This is a genomic window from Enterobacter sp. R-1.6.2, assembly GCF_035064085.1.
Classification (GTDB): Bacteria; Pseudomonadota; Gammaproteobacteria; order Enterobacterales; family Enterobacteriaceae; genus Enterobacter; species Enterobacter asburiae_B.
This window is the reverse complement of record NZ_JASEYI010000001.1, coordinates 157,400-172,247: the sequence shown is the minus strand read 5'-3', so window position 1 is coordinate 172,247 and position 14,848 is coordinate 157,400. Positions and strand designations below refer to the sequence as shown.

Here is a 14,848-nt window from a genome sequence, read left to right as displayed (position 1 = left end):
AAAATAGCGTGAGGGAGAGTCTACCGCGCGCCTGTTTAGCGGAAATGGGCGGTTTGTGGAGGCTATGTGGAGCAACGGCTCAAATCATTCTCATAATAAGGTACAGCGGGGCTCCACCAAAAAAAATGATCAAATAACACTCGTAGTAAAAGACCAGATCCTCGATATCGGGCATCGCGTTTAACAGCACGGTGAACGTAATAATGAGATAAACAAAAATCACCAACAGCCAGAAGGCGACGACGAGTAGCTCAGTCAACGCGCCGGCTTTATTCTGGATTATCAGAGAGACAACCGACAATGCGATGCAGCCATAGATAATGGGTGAAGAGAGCAGCGTTGAGGCGACTTTTTCATCCATTTTGTGTACCAGCATCAGCCAGATATAAAGTAATCCCCAGGACAGCAGCAGGAACAGGGAATATAAGCCCAGTTTTTTAGGAGAGAAATATTTAGAAAGTTCCATGTTCATTATTTCAGCCAACTTCATAAAATCTTTAAGTAACAGGGATAATGTGCAACGCTAAATGTAAAAAGAGTTTTGTCTCAATAGCGATTTTGAACGGGCATTGTCGAGTCATTATTGACGGAATGTGTAGGCTGTATGGAGAAATAACCGGGCAGGTAAATCAGCCGGGAAATTTTCTTAGCTACGGCACTTTTTCCCGGAGGCTGTGTCTTATTGTGCTAAAGATATCTGATAGCGAGCTCAAAGGGATTTCACCCGCGGAGATAAAATGCACAAAAATACGCTGATCCTTGTTGTTGAAGATGAAGACGAAATCGCCGATATACTGATGAGCTACCTGGAGCGTTCGGGAATGAAAACGCTCCGAGCCAGGCAGGGCGAACAGGCCATAGCGCTCAATCGCCTCCATAAACCGGATCTCATATTGCTGGACATTCACCTGCCCGTATGTGACGGCTGGAGCGTACTTACCACGCTTCGTCAGGAAAGCGCTGTCCCCGTCATTATGGTTTCCGCTCTCGATCAGGATGTCGATAAGCTCATGGGGCTGAGGCTGGGCGCGGATGATTACGTGATCAAACCCTTCAACCCTTCTGAAGTTGTCGCCCGGGTTGAGGCGGTGCTGCGCAGGACAAAACCCGCGCTTCAGCAGGCGGGTTCCCAGCCGCTCAGAACGCCCTTTATTACGGTCTATCCGGATGACTTCTACGTGGAAGTCACCGTGGGCGCAGAGGTTGTCTCCCCGGTATTAACGACGACCGAATTTAAATTGCTCACATACCTGGTGAGATATCCGCGAAAGGTCTGCTCCCGCGAAGAGCTGCTCAACGCGTGTCTGCCGGAAGGGGATACGCTCGACAGAACGGTCGACAGCCATATGAGCAAGTTGCGTAAAAAACTGGAGCTTGCCGGCCTCTATGGTGTTCCCGAGAGCATCAGAGGCATGGGCTACCGGCTTGGGGAAAAGAAATGAACAAAGAGTCTGTTCTGAGCCGTCAGATCTTAACGTATATGCTGTTGCTGACGTTTACGATCATTGCCATCGCCATACTCGGCTCCTGGTTTTTTTACTCCTTTATTCTGGATCACCTCCCGGGCGGCCCTGCTGCGGGCGATGACGAGCAGATGACGATGTGGGACTGGGTATGGATTGGGACCGCGACTACGATCAGTATGATTATTGCCCTCTTTTTCACGGTCAAACTTTCATCGCGGATCCTCACCCCGCTAAACTCGGTAGCGTCCAGCCTGAAAAAGATTTCTCATGGCGATCTGGACGCCCGGGCATTCTGCGCCAGTTCCCGGCTGGGTGAGATCAATCACCTGGTGACGGATTTCAATGAAATGGCGGAAAAATTACAGACGCTGGATATTCAGAGGAAATCCTGGAATGCCGCTATCGCGCATGAGCTGAGAACCCCGGTCACGATCTTACGCGGACGGCTTCAGGGGTTGGTTGACGGCGTTTTTACCCCGGATCCGGTGCTGTTTAATAATCTTCTCAAACAGACGGAAGGGTTAACCCGCCTGATTGAAGATCTCCGGGTTATCAGTTCGGATGGCGGGGCGGGATACACGTTATGCCAGTCAAGAACGGATCTAAAAGGGACAATACAGAACGCACTCGATACGTTCATGCCCGAGTTCAGCCGTAAGGCTTTTACCGTCAATACAGACCTGAGGGAGCAGCAGTGCGTATTCGATCCATTGCGCATCAATCAGTGTTTGACCGTTTTATTTGATAATGCCTTACACTATTCAACCTCGCGCACGCTCATCGTGAAAAATGGCGTTTCTGATAAAGGCAATTTTATCCTTATTCAGGACGGGGGACCGGGCATCCCCAGAGAGTTTCATGATTTCCTGTTTCAGCCCTTTCAGCGCGATAATGGCGCCAGACATGTGAACCCGGAAGGCTGTGGTTTGGGCTTGTCGGTGGTAAAAGCCATCATGCTGGCTCATGGTGGCGATGTTACCTATACCTTATCGACGCAAAACCACTCGATATTTAAACTCACCTGGCCCGACTCGTGAGCTTCAGCGGCAGGTCAAATGTGCCTGCCGGCGATAAATGCCATATTTTTCCTAACTTAGCATCCCACTCCTGCGGGGTAATCGTCAGCTTACCGCGTCTCGGGCTTAAGGTTATTTCGCTGAAATAGATTTCATCTTTTTTTAGCATAAGGTCAACGCGGCAGTAGTCAATTCCATGCGCCAGCTCCTGGGAGGCCAACAAAGCCTGGCGGAACAAGAGCGGTTCGCCTGGTTCTGCTGAAGTATTTGGATATTCCATCCGGAAGGGTTGTAAGTTCCAGTACCTGTCATAAACGTTGATAAACCCTTTGCCGTTATCATCCGTAAAATCCGCTTCTACATAGTGGGCAACGCCGTGAAAACAATGGATCCTCAGCATTTCGGGCGTTGTGTTCCTGTCAGCGTCGTCGAAGAGATCGACAAACGGCTCGCAAAGTATACTCGGCGTAATGTTTTTGTACTGCCATTCGCGCGTGGTGTAGTAAAGATTTTTCTTTAACGCGAGGCTCAGCTTTTTACACGCTTCTTTTTCATTAAATTGCGCTTTGTTTGTACATATTATTGTGCTGCCGCTGTCATGGTTGCACTTAAGGACGAATTTGTCAGGAAGAACTGAAAAATCAATCTGCGACGGCCTGGTATAAACGCCGATTAATGGCACCGTTTTCACGCGCGTTGTTCTGGAGGAAACGTATGCCCGAACGGCGAGTTTATCGGCAAGCATCGTGTAGAAGTTATTATGGTCATAGACCAGACGATGACATATTTTTTCACTCAACGTCGTGGGCGAGTTAATGTCAGGGGTTTTCCCGGTTGTTTTCTTAAGCCTCACGGTATGAAAATGCAGGTCCGTCATTAAAAATGAGCGGCATTTTCTGATGAGATACTCTGTGTATTTTAAAACGTAAGTGGCGGTGTTCATTTCTTCTCCTCCGTAATGTCCGGATATTCTGGAGAAGAACTGTTGATTGATATTGCTTAAAATATGGAGCAGGGATGGAGACGAAAAATTAAAGGATTAAATAGCGTACTCAGACTATTTAATCCTTAATTTAATGGGGTGATTTTTGCTGAGCGTCGCGCTTAGCGGTCTTTTCTCCACGCATCGGCGGTCAATGCTTCACCAAAATGACCGGCAATCAGTCGTTTTGTCAGCTCATGAAGCGGGGAGGCCATCACATCCGCCGTGCTGCCGCGCTCGACAACTTCGCCCTGGTGCATGACCATCACCTGATCGCTGATGTGCTTCATCATTCCCAGATGCTGGGTGACGTAGATATACGAGATCCCCTGTTTTTCCTGCAATTCCAGCATCAGGTTAATCAGCTGCGAGCGCATCGACATATCCAGCGAGGCAAGCGCTTCATCCGCAATGATCACTTTTGGCCGCAAAATCAACGCACGCGCCAGGCCCAGACGCTGTTTCTGGCCGGGGGCCAGCATATGCGGGTAGTAGCTTTCGTGATCCGGCAACAGCCCAACCATGCGCAGGGTTTCAAATACGCGCTTACGGCGCGCCTCTGGCTCCAGGTCGGTGTTCAGACGCAGCGGAAAATCGAGGATCTGAGAGATGCGCTGGCGCGGGTTAAGCGAGGTCGAGGGATCCTGGAAAATCATGCGGATGCGCTGGCTGCGGAAAGAGTAATCGCCGAACGTCAGAGGATGATCGTCAATCAACACTTCGCCTGCAGTCGGTTCAACCATGCCGGCGAGCATTTTCGCCAGGGTGGATTTCCCGGAACCGTTCTCGCCGATGATCGCCAGGGTCTGTTTTTCACGCAGCGTAAAGCTCAGCGGCTTCACCGCGTCGACAGTTTGACGATGAAACAGCCCCGTGCGGTAGCGAAAGGTCTTACTCAGGTTGCGAACTTCCAGTAAGGTTTCGACCATTTCACTCTCTCTCCATGTTCAGCGGGAAATGACAGGCGTACAGATGATTCTTGGCCCCGGTCAGGCGTGGCGTCTCGATACATTTACGCTGAGCATAGGGGCACCTTGGCCCCAGACGACAGCCTATCGGCAGGGATTCCAGCAGCGGAATCGCCCCCGGCAGGGTATTCAGGCGGCTCTTATGCGGCATCGCGCTGCCAAAATCCGGAATGGCGCGGATAAGCGCCTGCGTATACGGATGATGCGGCGCGCCGATCAGATCTTCACTCGGCGCGGTTTCGACCGTTTGCCCGCAGTACATGACGTCAATTTTATCCGCCCATTTGCTGAGCATTTGCAGGTCATGGCTGATCAGCAAAATGGTGGTGTTGTTATTCTGGTTGAGACGCGACAGCAGGCGGAAAATTTGCGCCTGCGTGGTGGGTTCCATCGCGTTGGTGGGCTCATCCGCAATCAGCAAACGCGGCTGATTTGCCAGCGCGATGGCAATCATCACTTTCTGACATTCGCCGTCGGTCAGCTCATAGGGGAAGCTGCGCATCGCATCTTTGTGATCTTTAATCCCAACGCGGTGTAAAAGCTCGATGGCGCGGCGCTTGCGCCAGCCAACGCGTTGCCACCAGCGGCCTTTATAGGTCCAGCCGGGAATGTTCTGCATGAGCTGTTTACCCACGCGTTCGGACGGGTCGAGACAGGACTGCGGCTCCTGGAAAATCATCGAGACGTTATGCCCGACAAGCTTTCTCCGCTCGCGGGGGGAGAGGCGCAGCAGATCGATATCGTCAAAACGCATACGGTCTGCCGTCACGCGCCAGTTGTCTTTCGCCACGCCGCAGATAGCCTTGGCAATCAGGCTTTTTCCCGAGCCGGATTCCCCCACCAGCCCGCGTATTTCACCCTCTGCAAGGGTGATGCTGATGCGATCGACGGCTTTAACCCAGCCTTCACCGGTTTTGAATTCGATGGTGAGGTTGCGAATATCAAGAAGCGGCATTATTGCACCCCCGCGTTAATTGCACGGCGAATACCGTCGCCCAGCAGGTTGATAAGCAGCACGCTCACCATAATGGCCGCACCCGGCAGCATGACCGTCCAGGGTGCTACGTAGATCAACTCCAGCGCGTCGCCGAGCATTGCACCCCATTCGGGCGACGGCAGCTGTGCACCGAGATCGAGGAAGCCGAGCGCCGCGATGTCCAGGATCGCCATCGACAGGGCGCGGGTGATCTCTGTGACCAGCCCGGCGGCGATGTTGGGCAGCACGGCAAACCACAGAATGTTGAAGGTCGTCGCGCCGTCCAGACGCGCGGCGACGACGTACTCTTTTTCCAGCTCATCATGCACCATGCTGTAAACCGAGCGCACGATGCGGGGCAGGATAGCCAGCCAGACGGCGAACATGGCATGCGACAGATGCGGACCGGCAAAGGCAACAACAATGATTGCCAGCAGCAGGGATGGAATCGACAGCAGCGTATCCAGAATGTGGTTAAGGACCGCCGAACGCAGGCCATGGGTGGATCCCGCAAAAATACCGAGCGCCAGCCCGCAGATCGTAGCCGCGAGCGTCACCACAAATGCGCCGCCGACCGTCGGGGCTGCACCGCTCAGCAGGCGGCTCAACACGTCACGTCCGAGGTCGTCCGTTCCCAGGAAGAAAGAGACTTCGCCGTAGCGTGACCAGGACGGCGGCAGCAGCTGATAGCCAAGGAACTGCTGGTCGATGCCGTACGGCGCAAACCACGAGCCAAAGACGCAAAGCAACACCAGGCCGGCGCAGCCGTAAAGGCCGATCATTGCCGTGGTGTCACCATAGAATTTACGCCACACGGTACGCAGCACGCCGGGCGTGCGCTTTTCACTGTATACGCTATCGTAAGGCATACCATTCCTTATGCTTCAATGGGTTAGCCATGGCACCCAGAATATCGGACAACACGTTAACAATAATCACCAGCGAACCAATCACCATCACGCCCGCAGAAATAGCGGCGTAGTCCTGCTGGCGGATGGCGTTAATCAGCCATCGCCCCAGGCCCGGCCAGCTGAAGACCATCTCGGTGATCATCGCCAGCGTCAGCATGGTGGAAAACTGTAATCCCAGACGCGGAATTACCGGCGGCAGCGCGTTGTGCAGGACGTTGCGGCGCAGTATGGTCAGGCGTGACAACCCGCGCGTGGCGGCGGCTTTGACGTAGTTCTGGTCAAATACCTCAATGGTGCTCAGGCGCATCAGGCGGATCACTTCGGTGGTTGGCGCAACCGCCAGCGTCAGCACCGGCAATACCATATGGCGCACGGCGCTGACGATCATCTCATGGCGCCATACCGAATCGGACAGCCACGCGTCAATGATGGCAAAACCCGTCACCGTTTTAACCGTATAGAGCAGGTCAAAACGACCCGAAACCGGCAGCCAGCCCATCGTCAGCGAGAAGAACAGCGTCAGCAGCAGCGCCAGCCAGAATACCGGGATGGAAAAGCCGAACAGGGCGAGGGCGCTGATAAACTTATCCTGCCATTTGTTGCGATAGATCCCGGCCAGCATGCCCACGGGGATTCCGACCATCAGGGCAAAGCCGAAGGCCAGAATGCACAGCTCCATCGTGGCCGGGAAAACCTCTTTCAGCTGCTGGGAAATCAGCTGCCCGTTAATGCTGGACACGCCGAAATCCCAGTGCAGCAGCCCGTTAAACCAGAACAGCCAGGCATCCCACAGCGACGACCCCTGGAGCGGGGCGTGGGGCGTGAAATAGCTCAGGCTGAAGCCGACAAAGTTCAGGAAAAAGAGCGTCACCAGCAGCAAAAGGAGCCGACGTAAGGTAAAAATAATCATGGTTTTTTCACCTCTTGTTCTTTTTCACGCGACACGCCGGCGAACGAGGCGTTGCCGAACGGACTCAGCACCAGGCCTTTAATATCGTAACGATAGGCCTGAAGACGCAGGGAAGAGGCCAGCGGCAGCACCGGCAGCTCCTGGGCAAGGATCTTCTGCGCTTCATCATAGGCGTCGATGCGTGAGGCCAGCTGCTGGGAAGCCAGCGCTTTTTGCAGCACGGCGTCAAACTCCCGGTTACACCAGTGGGCGTAGTTGGTCTGCGAGTTTATCGCCGCACAGCTTAGCAGCGGCCGGAAGAAACTGTCCGGATCGTTACTGTCGGTCGCCCAGCCGGTCAGGGTTAAATCATGATTCATGTCCATCAGGCGCGCCTCCTGGAAACGGCCCTCAACCGGTACGATGATCACTTTGACGCCCACCTGCGCCATATCTGCCTGCAGCAGTTCGGCGGTCTTGAGCGGGCTCGGGTTCCACGCCTGGGAGCTGGTTGGCACCCAAAGCTGCAAAGTGAGGTTTTCCGCCCCCAGCGCCTTCAGCTGTTCACGCGCTTTTGCCGGATTGTATTCCGTAATTTTAGCTTCACCGTCATAGGCCCACGAGGCGCGCGGTAAAATTGAGGCGGCGGTTTCCGCCGTGCCGTAGTAGATCGACTGCATCAAACGCTGGTTGTTAATCGCCAGCGCCAGAGCGTGGCGTACGGCAGGGTTATTCAACGGCGGCTTATCCGTGTTAAAGGCCAGATAAGCGATATTCATGCCGGGGCGTAACGTCAGGCGCAGGCGCGGATCGTCACGCAAAATGGTGAGCTGGCTGGCCGCGGGCCAGGCGAGCACGTCGCACTCCCCGGTGAGCAGTTTCGACAGACGTCCCGTTCCACCTGAACCGAGATCGACCACCACCTGCGGCATCAGCGGGGTGCCGCGCCAGAAATGCTCATGACGCTGCAGACGAATATACTGCCCGGCGCGGTATTCAGCGAGCTGGAACGGACCGGTGCCGACCGGCTGACGATCGAGTAACTCCTGACGATCTTTTTTCGTCAGGTTCGCCGCGTATTCAGCAGACATGACTGACGCATAGTGGGTCGCCAGATGCCAGAGGAAGGAGGCATCCGGGCGCGTCAGCGTAAATTCAACCGTCCGATTGTCCAGCTTGCGCACGCTTTTGACGGTGTCAGCAAACTGCAGGCTGTCGAAATAGGGGAAATTATCCCCGTTAACGTTATGCCACGGATGGTTGCGGTTAAAGATACGCTGGAAGGTGAAGACCACGTCATCTGCGTTCAGCCTGCGCGTGGGGGTAAACCAAGGCGTGCGCTGAAACGCGACGTCATCGCGCAGGTGAAAACGGTAGGTTGCGCCGTTATCCAGCACTTCCCAGCTTTCCGCCAGCTCAGGCACCAGACGGTAGGTGTATGGGTCAACATCAAGCAGACGGTCGTAAAGCTGCGCGGCCAGGGTATCCACGATCAGGCCGCTGCCCGCTTTTTGCGGGTTGAAGGTATCCACCTGGCCGCTTACGCAATAGACAAAGCCGCTGTCACGAATGTCAGGCTGGGGAGTTTGCCCGGGCGCGGCAAAGGCCAGGCTGCTAAACAGACCGAGTGCTAAAAAGGACGATAAAACCAGACGCATAATTTTTAAGGTTTTTAGGTTCGATCTGCAAAGTGTATCGCACTTACGCCTGCTTCGTAAAAATGTCTGCAGGTAAGTGCTGATATTGTCAGCGCATTTGATGCTTTTTGAGCAATGCCCTTAACTGATGGTAGGTCAGACCCAGCAGTTCAGCCGCCCGTTTCTGGTTATATTTCGCCGTCTTCAGGCTTTGCTCCAGCAGCTGTTTCTCCTGATCGTTCTGGAACTGGCGTAAATCAAGGGGGAGAGTAGGGAGATCGCCTGAAGACGCTGGTGTGGGTAGCGGCGCTGCGCTGCGCTGAAAAGGATCGATAATGATATTGTCCAGCTCCGTCTCGCTGCTGCCGTGACGATAGACGGAGCGCTCCACGACGTTTTTCAGTTCACGGATATTTCCCGGCCAGTGGTAAGCCAGCAGCGTCTCTTGCGCATAATCGCTGAAGCCGGGGAACAGCGGCAGTCCGAGCTCTCGGCACATCTGAATCGCAAACTGGTCTGCCAGCAGCATGATGTCGCTTCTGCGCTCGCGCAGGGGTGGAAGCTGAACGACGTCAAAGGCCAGGCGGTCAAGCAGGTCGGCACGGAATTTCTCCTCCGCCACCATCTCCGGCAGGTTGGCGTTCGTGGCGCACACCAGGCGTACGTTAACCTGCAGCGGCTGGCTGCCGCCGACGCGCTCCAGCTCGCCGTACTCAATCACGCGCAGCAGTTTTTCCTGCACCAGCATGGGCGCGGTGGCCAGCTCATCCAGAAACAGCGTACCGCCGTCGGCGCGCTCAAAGCGTCCGGGATGGCGTTTCTGGGCGCCGGTAAACGCCCCCGCTTCATGGCCGAAGAGCTCGGTGTCGAGCAGGTTTTCATTCAGCGCCGCGCAGTTAAGGGAAATGAAGGGGCCATCCCAGCGCCCGGAGAGGTAATGCAGACGGTTGGCTATCAGCTCTTTCCCCGTTCCGCGTTCACCGACGATCAGCACCGGTTTATTGAGCGGCGCCAGGCGAGAGACCTGTTCCAGCACTTCGAGAAAGCTGTTTGCTTCGCCGAGTAAATTGTCTTTGTATCCGGGCATGATGAAATTAACCACTCCTTAGCGATATTCACCAGGGAAGAATAGTCTGTTGCTGCGCAAAAATCAATCAGACTCTGAAAAATCAATAAGATAAAAACCTGGCATGATGTTTGTATTATCCGTACAGCAGGGCATCGCCCGATAACAGAACTATGAGGATTAGATTATGGGTATTTTTTCTCGTTTTGCCGACATCGTGAACGCCAACATCAACTCACTGCTTGAGAAAGCGGAAGATCCGCAGAAGCTGGTCCGCCTGATGATTCAGGAGATGGAAGACACGCTGGTTGAAGTGCGTTCAACCTCCGCCCGCGCGCTGGCGGAGAAAAAACAGCTTACGCGTCGTATTGAACAGGCAACCGCTCAGCTGAACGAATGGCAGGAAAAAGCGGAGCTGGCGCTGCGTAAAGACAAAGAGGATCTGGCCCGTGCGGCGCTGATCGAAAAACAGAAGCTGGCTGATATGGTCGCGACGCTCGAGCATGAAGTCACGCTGGTGGATGACACGCTCACCCGTATGAAGAAAGAGATTGGTGAGCTTGAAAATAAACTTAACGAAACCCGCGCGCGTCAGCAGGCGCTGACCCTGCGTCACCAGGCGGCAAGCTCTTCCCGCGACGTGCGTCGTCAGCTGGACAGCGGTAAGCTTGATGAAGCGATGGCGCGTTTTGAATCGTTTGAACGTCGTATCGACCACATGGAAGCGGAAGCCGAAAGCCACGGCATCGGCAAGCAGAAGTCGCTGGATCAACAGTTCGCCGATCTGAAGGCTGATGATGAAATCAGCGAGCAGCTGGCGGCACTGAAAGCCAAAATGAAGCAAGACAACCAATAATAATTCCTGCGGCACCTGAGCGTGCCGCATCATAAGACAAGGAGTACACATGAGCGCGCTTTTTCTGGCCATTCCCCTGACAATTTTCGTGCTGTTCGTTTTGCCGATTTGGCTATGGCTGCACTACAGCAACCGTTCTTCTCGGGGCGAACTCTCCCAGAGTGAACAACAGCGTCTGGTACAGCTCTCCGACGAGGCGAACAAAATGCGCGAACGCATTCAGGCGCTGGAAGCCATCCTGGATGCTGAGCATCCAAACTGGAGGGACCGTTAATGTCTGGACTGAATCTGAACAAAAAGTTGTGGCGAATTCCACAGCAGGGCATGGTGCGCGGCGTTTGTGCCGGGCTGGCTCACTATCTTGATGTCCCGGTAAAACTGGTCCGCGTGGTCGCGGTGCTATCGATCTTCTTTGGCCTGGCGTTTATTACCCTGGTGGCATATATCGTCCTGTCGTTTGTTCTTGACCCGATGCCCGAAGGAGAACTGGCTGCGGAGGGAGCCCCGACCAGCAGCGATCTTCTCAATGCCGTTGATGAGCAACTCGCCGCCGGTGAGAAGCGGCTACGGGAAATGGAACGCTATGTCACGTCGGATACCTTTACGCTGAGAAGTCGCTTTCGTCAGCTTTAAGAGAGAGATGAGATGAAACAACACTGGCAACAGGCCGGTCAGAAGGTAAAACCCGGCCTGAAAATCGCAGGTAAACTGGTCCTGCTGACCGCGTTACGGTTCGGCCCGGCAGGTGTGGCGGGTTGGGCGATCAAATCCGTTGCCCGCAAACCGGTCAGAATGGTGCTGGCCGTGGCGCTCGAACCGCTGCTGCAAAAGGTGGCAAAACGGCTATCTCGCCGCTACTTATCCCAATAATTCCTGCTGGCGTTAGCCCTTTCCCTGACGGGGGAGGGACTGGCGACGGTTAACCGCATTTCCTCTTTTCCCGGTTCTTTCTTTGCGGCAGCTCACAATATTGCGCTGAGCTGCTTTGCAATCACCTTTTTCTCCTTTCTGGTCCGTTGACAGATATTTTTCATGGGAGTAGATTGCCACTTCGTGGGACCGCTACCATGGAAAATGAAATGAATACAAAAATTAAAGAACTCATTAATCTTGTTTACGGGGAAACGTTTTCTGATGCCCATCTTAATGTGCTGCTGGAAAATATTGGAAATGCCGCTTCTGTTATTACGGAAAAACGTAAAACGGGTTGGGATGAAAAAGACGTTGTCCTGATTACCTATGCCGATCAGTTTTCAGCGAAAGGGGAGAAGGCGCTACCGGTGTTTACACGTTTTTATAACAGGTGGCTTTCTCGTTCTTTTTCTCATGTTCATCTCTTGCCTTTTTATCCATGGTCTTCGGACGACGGGTTTTCGGTTATTGATTATCACGAGGTTGCACCGGAAACCGGAACGTGGCGAGACGTTGCCGAATTAAAACAGTCAGCCAGTTTAATGTTCGATTTCGTATGCAACCATATGTCAGCCAAAAGCAAATGGTTCGCTAATTACCTGAAGCAAATGCCAGGATATGAAGATTTCTTTATTTCTGTCGATCCTGAAACAGACTTATCCGCGGTGACGCGTCCGCGTGCCTTACCGCTTCTTACACCTTTCACGCTGCATGACGGCAGCGTGCGTCACCTGTGGACCACCTTCAGCGAGGACCAGGTCGATCTCAATTTCGCCTCTCCGCAGGTGCTGATCGCGATGGTCGACGTGCTGCTGCATTACCTGATTGAAGGGGCGCGATACATTCGTCTGGATGCGGTGGGATTCATGTGGAAAATACCCGGAACAAACTGCATCCACCTTGAGCAAACCCACCAGCTCATCCAGCTTTTCCGCGCGATTACCGAGGCTGTCGCCCCTGGAACGGTGATTGTTACCGAGACGAACGTTCCGCATAAAGATAACGTTGCTTACTTCGGTGACGGCGAAAATGAAGCGCAGATGGTTTATCAGTTCTCTTTGCCCCCGCTGGTGCTGCATGCGGTGCATTCTCAGGACGTCCGGACGCTGAGCCAGTGGGCAGCGTCGCTGACGTTGCCTTCCACGAAAACCACCTGGTTTAACTTCCTGGCCTCGCATGACGGGATTGGTCTGAATCCGTTACGCGGAATTTTACCCGAGTCGGAAATCCTCTCGCTTGTGGAAAAACTTCAGGCTGAAGGGGCGTTGGTTAACTGGAAAAATAACCCGGATGGTACACGCAGTCCTTATGAAATTAATGTGACCTATCTGGATGCTTTAAGTACGCGTGACGGTCTTGATAGCGATCGGATTGCCCGGTTTATTCTGGCGCATGCCGTCCTTTTAAGCTTCCCCGGCGTGCCTGCGGTTTATATCCAGAGCATTCTCGGTTCCCGTAATGATTATGCAGGTGTTGAACGCCTGGGATATAACCGTGCGATTAATCGTGAGAAATACACGGCAGGGCAAATTGATAGCCTGCTTGAAGATAAAAATAGCCTGCGTTTTCAGATCTATTGCTCGTTAAGCCAGTTAATCGCGCTGCGTCGGGCGGAGAAAGCATTCCATCCTGACAGTGAAGCTTATTTCAGTGCGTCAGGTAAACATGTTTTAAAAATCGTTCGCGTGGCGGATTGTGGTGAGAAAGTAACGGCGCTGTTTAATTTCAGTGATGGCATTCAAACGGTAGAATCCGATATTCATTCCGGAACGGAATTGATTTCCGGGAAAGATATTACAGATAAAACGCTGACCCTATATCCATGGCAGGTGTTGTGGATTAAAGAAAACTAAAAAGGACCTTAAAAATGAAAATGCCCAGAATTGTGCTGATTTCAGCACTGGTTTCGTGCGCCTTGTTATCAGGGTGCAAGGACGACAAAAAGTCTGCTGTCACCATTGAGTTTATGCACTCGTCAGTCGAGCAGGAGCGCCAGGCGGTTATCACGAAGCTTATCGAAAAGTTCGAGAAAGAGAACCCCGGCATCACGGTGAAACAGGTGCCGGTCGAAGAGGATGCCTACAACACCAAGGTTATTACGCTCGCCAGAACGGGCGCGCTGCCAGAGGTGATTGAAGTCAGCCATGACTACGCGAAAGTCATGGACAAGGAACAGCTGCTGGATCGCAAAGCTATCGGCGAAGCCATTAAAGCGGTAGGCGAGGACACCTTCTATGACGGCATCTTGCGTGTTGTTCGTACGGAAGACGGTTCTGCCTGGACGGGTGTGCCAGTTAGCGCCTGGCTATCCGGCGTCTGGTATCACAAAGATGCGCTGGCTGCGGCGGGTATCCAGGAGCCGCATAACTGGGCGCAGCTGCTGAAAGCCAGCCAGAGCCTTAACGACCCGGCCAAAAAACATTACGGCATTGCGCTGCCCACCGCGGAAAGCGTGATGACGGAGCAGGCATTCTCCCAGTTTGCGCTTTCTGGCGGCGCGAACGTTTTTGATGCCAAAGGGAACGTCAACATCGATACCCCTGAAATGGCAAAAGCCCTGGCGTTTTATAAAGATCTGGCCGCGACCACCATGCCGGGTTCAAACGACGTCATGGAGATCAAAGATGCCTTCATGAACGGTTCTGCGCCGATGGCGGTTTACTCCACCTACATCCTTCCGGCGGTATTCCAGGACGGAAACCCTGCCAACCTGGGCTTCGTCGTCCCAACAGAAACCTCTTCTGCCGTTTACGGCATGGTCACGTCGCTGACGATTACCACCGGTCAAACCGAAGATGAGACCCAGGCGGCTGAAAAGTTTGTGACCTGGATGGAGCAGGCTCAAAACGCAACCGACTGGGTCATGATGTCGCCCGGCGCGGCACTGCCGGTGAACAAGCTGGTGGTGGGCACCGATACCTGGAAAAACAACGATGTGATTAAAGCGTTTGGGCAATTGCCTTACGAACTGATTGCGCAGTTCCCGAATGTGCAGGTGTTTGGCGCCGTGGGCGACAAAAATTTCACACGCATGGGCGACGTTACCGGGTCCGGCATCATCAGTTCCATGGTGCATAACGTCACGGTGGGGAAAAAAGATCTCAGCAACACGCTTAGTAACAGCCAGAAGCGTCTGACCGATCTGATTTCACAACGATAGGAGCGCTCT

General features: G+C 53.7%; 16 protein-coding genes. 8 read left to right on the top strand and 8 right to left on the bottom strand.

From position 1 onward, the window contains the following. Positions 1-79: 79 nt before the first annotated feature. Positions 80-490, bottom strand: a complete 411-nt coding sequence (locus tag QMN93_RS00795) for a transporter (protein ID WP_143346893.1) — start codon at positions 488-490, stop codon at positions 80-82. A gap of 247 nt (positions 491-737) precedes the next feature. On the opposite strand from QMN93_RS00795, the gene QMN93_RS00790 reads away from it, so the two are divergent. Together QMN93_RS00790 and QMN93_RS00785 are read left to right on the top strand one after the other, a co-directional pair. Continuing rightward, positions 738-1,442, top strand: coding sequence for a response regulator (locus QMN93_RS00790; RefSeq protein WP_025756601.1), 705 nt, complete (start codon positions 738-740; stop codon positions 1,440-1,442). Next, positions 1,439-2,503, top strand: a complete 1,065-nt coding sequence (locus tag QMN93_RS00785) for an ATP-binding protein (protein WP_193139388.1) — start codon at positions 1,439-1,441, stop codon at positions 2,501-2,503. Before QMN93_RS00790 ends, QMN93_RS00785 begins: the two co-directional genes overlap by 4 nt. On the opposite strand, the gene QMN93_RS00780 is transcribed toward QMN93_RS00785, so the two are convergent. From QMN93_RS00780 to pspF, 7 genes are all read right to left on the bottom strand, one after another. Next, positions 2,484-3,425, bottom strand: a complete 942-nt coding sequence (locus tag QMN93_RS00780) for an ATP-grasp fold amidoligase family protein (protein WP_193139386.1) — start codon at positions 3,423-3,425, stop codon at positions 2,484-2,486. The two genes, QMN93_RS00785 and QMN93_RS00780, sit on opposite strands and share 20 nt — an antisense overlap. A 161-nt stretch (positions 3,426-3,586) precedes the next feature. Beyond that, the gene (sapF, locus tag QMN93_RS00775; RefSeq protein ID WP_023312051.1) at positions 3,587-4,393 is read right to left on the bottom strand and encodes a putrescine export ABC transporter ATP-binding protein SapF; all 807 of its coding nucleotides are present in this window, start codon (positions 4,391-4,393) and stop codon (positions 3,587-3,589) included. A gap of 1 nt (position 4,394) precedes the next feature. Beyond that, complete coding sequence (gene sapD, locus QMN93_RS00770; RefSeq protein WP_033145732.1) at positions 4,395-5,387, bottom strand: putrescine export ABC transporter ATP-binding protein SapD; 993 nt, start codon at positions 5,385-5,387, stop codon at positions 4,395-4,397. Then, the gene (sapC, locus tag QMN93_RS00765; protein ID WP_032656751.1) at positions 5,387-6,277 is read right to left on the bottom strand and encodes a putrescine export ABC transporter permease SapC; all 891 of its coding nucleotides are present in this window, start codon (positions 6,275-6,277) and stop codon (positions 5,387-5,389) included. Before sapC ends, sapD begins: the two co-directional genes overlap by 1 nt. Next, the gene (sapB, locus tag QMN93_RS00760; RefSeq protein ID WP_023312049.1) at positions 6,264-7,229 is read right to left on the bottom strand and encodes a putrescine export ABC transporter permease SapB; all 966 of its coding nucleotides are present in this window, start codon (positions 7,227-7,229) and stop codon (positions 6,264-6,266) included. Before sapB ends, sapC begins: the two co-directional genes overlap by 14 nt. Next, positions 7,226-8,866, bottom strand: a complete 1,641-nt coding sequence (gene sapA, locus QMN93_RS00755) for an ABC transporter substrate-binding protein SapA (protein ID WP_033145731.1) — start codon at positions 8,864-8,866, stop codon at positions 7,226-7,228. The genes sapB and sapA overlap by 4 nt, the downstream gene beginning before the upstream one ends. 88 nt (positions 8,867-8,954) lie before the next feature. After that, positions 8,955-9,932 carry a phage shock protein operon transcriptional activator gene (pspF, locus tag QMN93_RS00750; protein WP_143346898.1) on the bottom strand — a complete coding sequence of 326 codons (978 nt, stop codon included), beginning with the start codon at positions 9,930-9,932 and terminating at the stop codon, positions 8,955-8,957. A gap of 166 nt (positions 9,933-10,098) precedes the next feature. Between pspF and pspA the strand changes: the two genes are divergently transcribed. From pspA to QMN93_RS00720, 6 genes are all read left to right on the top strand, one after another. After that, the gene (pspA, locus tag QMN93_RS00745) at positions 10,099-10,767 is read left to right on the top strand and encodes a phage shock protein PspA (protein ID WP_033145729.1); all 669 of its coding nucleotides are present in this window, start codon (positions 10,099-10,101) and stop codon (positions 10,765-10,767) included. 49 nt (positions 10,768-10,816) lie between these two features. Next, positions 10,817-11,041, top strand: a complete 225-nt coding sequence (pspB, locus tag QMN93_RS00740; protein WP_023312045.1) for an envelope stress response membrane protein PspB — start codon at positions 10,817-10,819, stop codon at positions 11,039-11,041. Next, positions 11,041-11,400: an envelope stress response membrane protein PspC gene (gene pspC / locus QMN93_RS00735; RefSeq protein ID WP_023312044.1), complete on the top strand. Its 360-nt coding sequence runs from the start codon at positions 11,041-11,043 to the stop codon at positions 11,398-11,400. The genes pspB and pspC overlap by 1 nt, the downstream gene beginning before the upstream one ends. A 12-nt stretch (positions 11,401-11,412) precedes the next feature. After that, a complete protein-coding gene (pspD, locus tag QMN93_RS00730) occupies positions 11,413-11,637 on the top strand; it encodes a phage shock protein PspD (RefSeq protein ID WP_023312043.1) in 225 nt (74 codons plus the stop codon). 197 nt (positions 11,638-11,834) lie between these two features. Next, positions 11,835-13,532, top strand: a complete 1,698-nt coding sequence (locus QMN93_RS00725) for a sugar phosphorylase (protein WP_275944321.1) — start codon at positions 11,835-11,837, stop codon at positions 13,530-13,532. Positions 13,533-13,546: 14 nt separating this feature from the next. After that, a complete protein-coding gene (locus tag QMN93_RS00720) occupies positions 13,547-14,839 on the top strand; it encodes an ABC transporter substrate-binding protein (protein WP_033145727.1) in 1,293 nt (430 codons plus the stop codon). The last annotated feature ends 9 nt before the right edge of the window (positions 14,840-14,848 follow it).

Bases quoted from the DNA above. Each gene is read 5' to 3' on its own strand.
- QMN93_RS00795 (WP_143346893.1), bottom strand. From the start codon at position 490: ATGAAGTTGGCTGAAATAATGAACATGGAACTTTCTAAATATTTCTCT.
- QMN93_RS00790 (WP_025756601.1), top strand. From the start codon at position 738: ATGCACAAAAATACGCTGATCCTTGTTGTTGAAGATGAAGACGAAATC.
- QMN93_RS00785 (WP_193139388.1), top strand. From the start codon at position 1,439: ATGAACAAAGAGTCTGTTCTGAGCCGTCAGATCTTAACGTATATGCTG.
- QMN93_RS00780 (WP_193139386.1), bottom strand. From the start codon at position 3,425: ATGAACACCGCCACTTACGTTTTAAAATACACAGAGTATCTCATCAGA.
- sapF (WP_023312051.1), bottom strand. From the start codon at position 4,393: ATGGTCGAAACCTTACTGGAAGTTCGCAACCTGAGTAAGACCTTTCGC.
- sapD (WP_033145732.1), bottom strand. From the start codon at position 5,387: ATGCCGCTTCTTGATATTCGCAACCTCACCATCGAATTCAAAACCGGT.
- sapC (WP_032656751.1), bottom strand. From the start codon at position 6,277: ATGCCTTACGATAGCGTATACAGTGAAAAGCGCACGCCCGGCGTGCTG.
- sapB (WP_023312049.1), bottom strand. From the start codon at position 7,229: ATGATTATTTTTACCTTACGTCGGCTCCTTTTGCTGCTGGTGACGCTC.
- sapA (WP_033145731.1), bottom strand. From the start codon at position 8,866: ATGCGTCTGGTTTTATCGTCCTTTTTAGCACTCGGTCTGTTTAGCAGC.
- pspF (WP_143346898.1), bottom strand. From the start codon at position 9,932: ATGCCCGGATACAAAGACAATTTACTCGGCGAAGCAAACAGCTTTCTC.
- pspA (WP_033145729.1), top strand. From the start codon at position 10,099: ATGGGTATTTTTTCTCGTTTTGCCGACATCGTGAACGCCAACATCAAC.
- pspB (WP_023312045.1), top strand. From the start codon at position 10,817: ATGAGCGCGCTTTTTCTGGCCATTCCCCTGACAATTTTCGTGCTGTTC.
- pspC (WP_023312044.1), top strand. From the start codon at position 11,041: ATGTCTGGACTGAATCTGAACAAAAAGTTGTGGCGAATTCCACAGCAG.
- pspD (WP_023312043.1), top strand. From the start codon at position 11,413: ATGAAACAACACTGGCAACAGGCCGGTCAGAAGGTAAAACCCGGCCTG.
- QMN93_RS00725 (WP_275944321.1), top strand. From the start codon at position 11,835: ATGGAAAATGAAATGAATACAAAAATTAAAGAACTCATTAATCTTGTT.
- QMN93_RS00720 (WP_033145727.1), top strand. From the start codon at position 13,547: ATGAAAATGCCCAGAATTGTGCTGATTTCAGCACTGGTTTCGTGCGCC.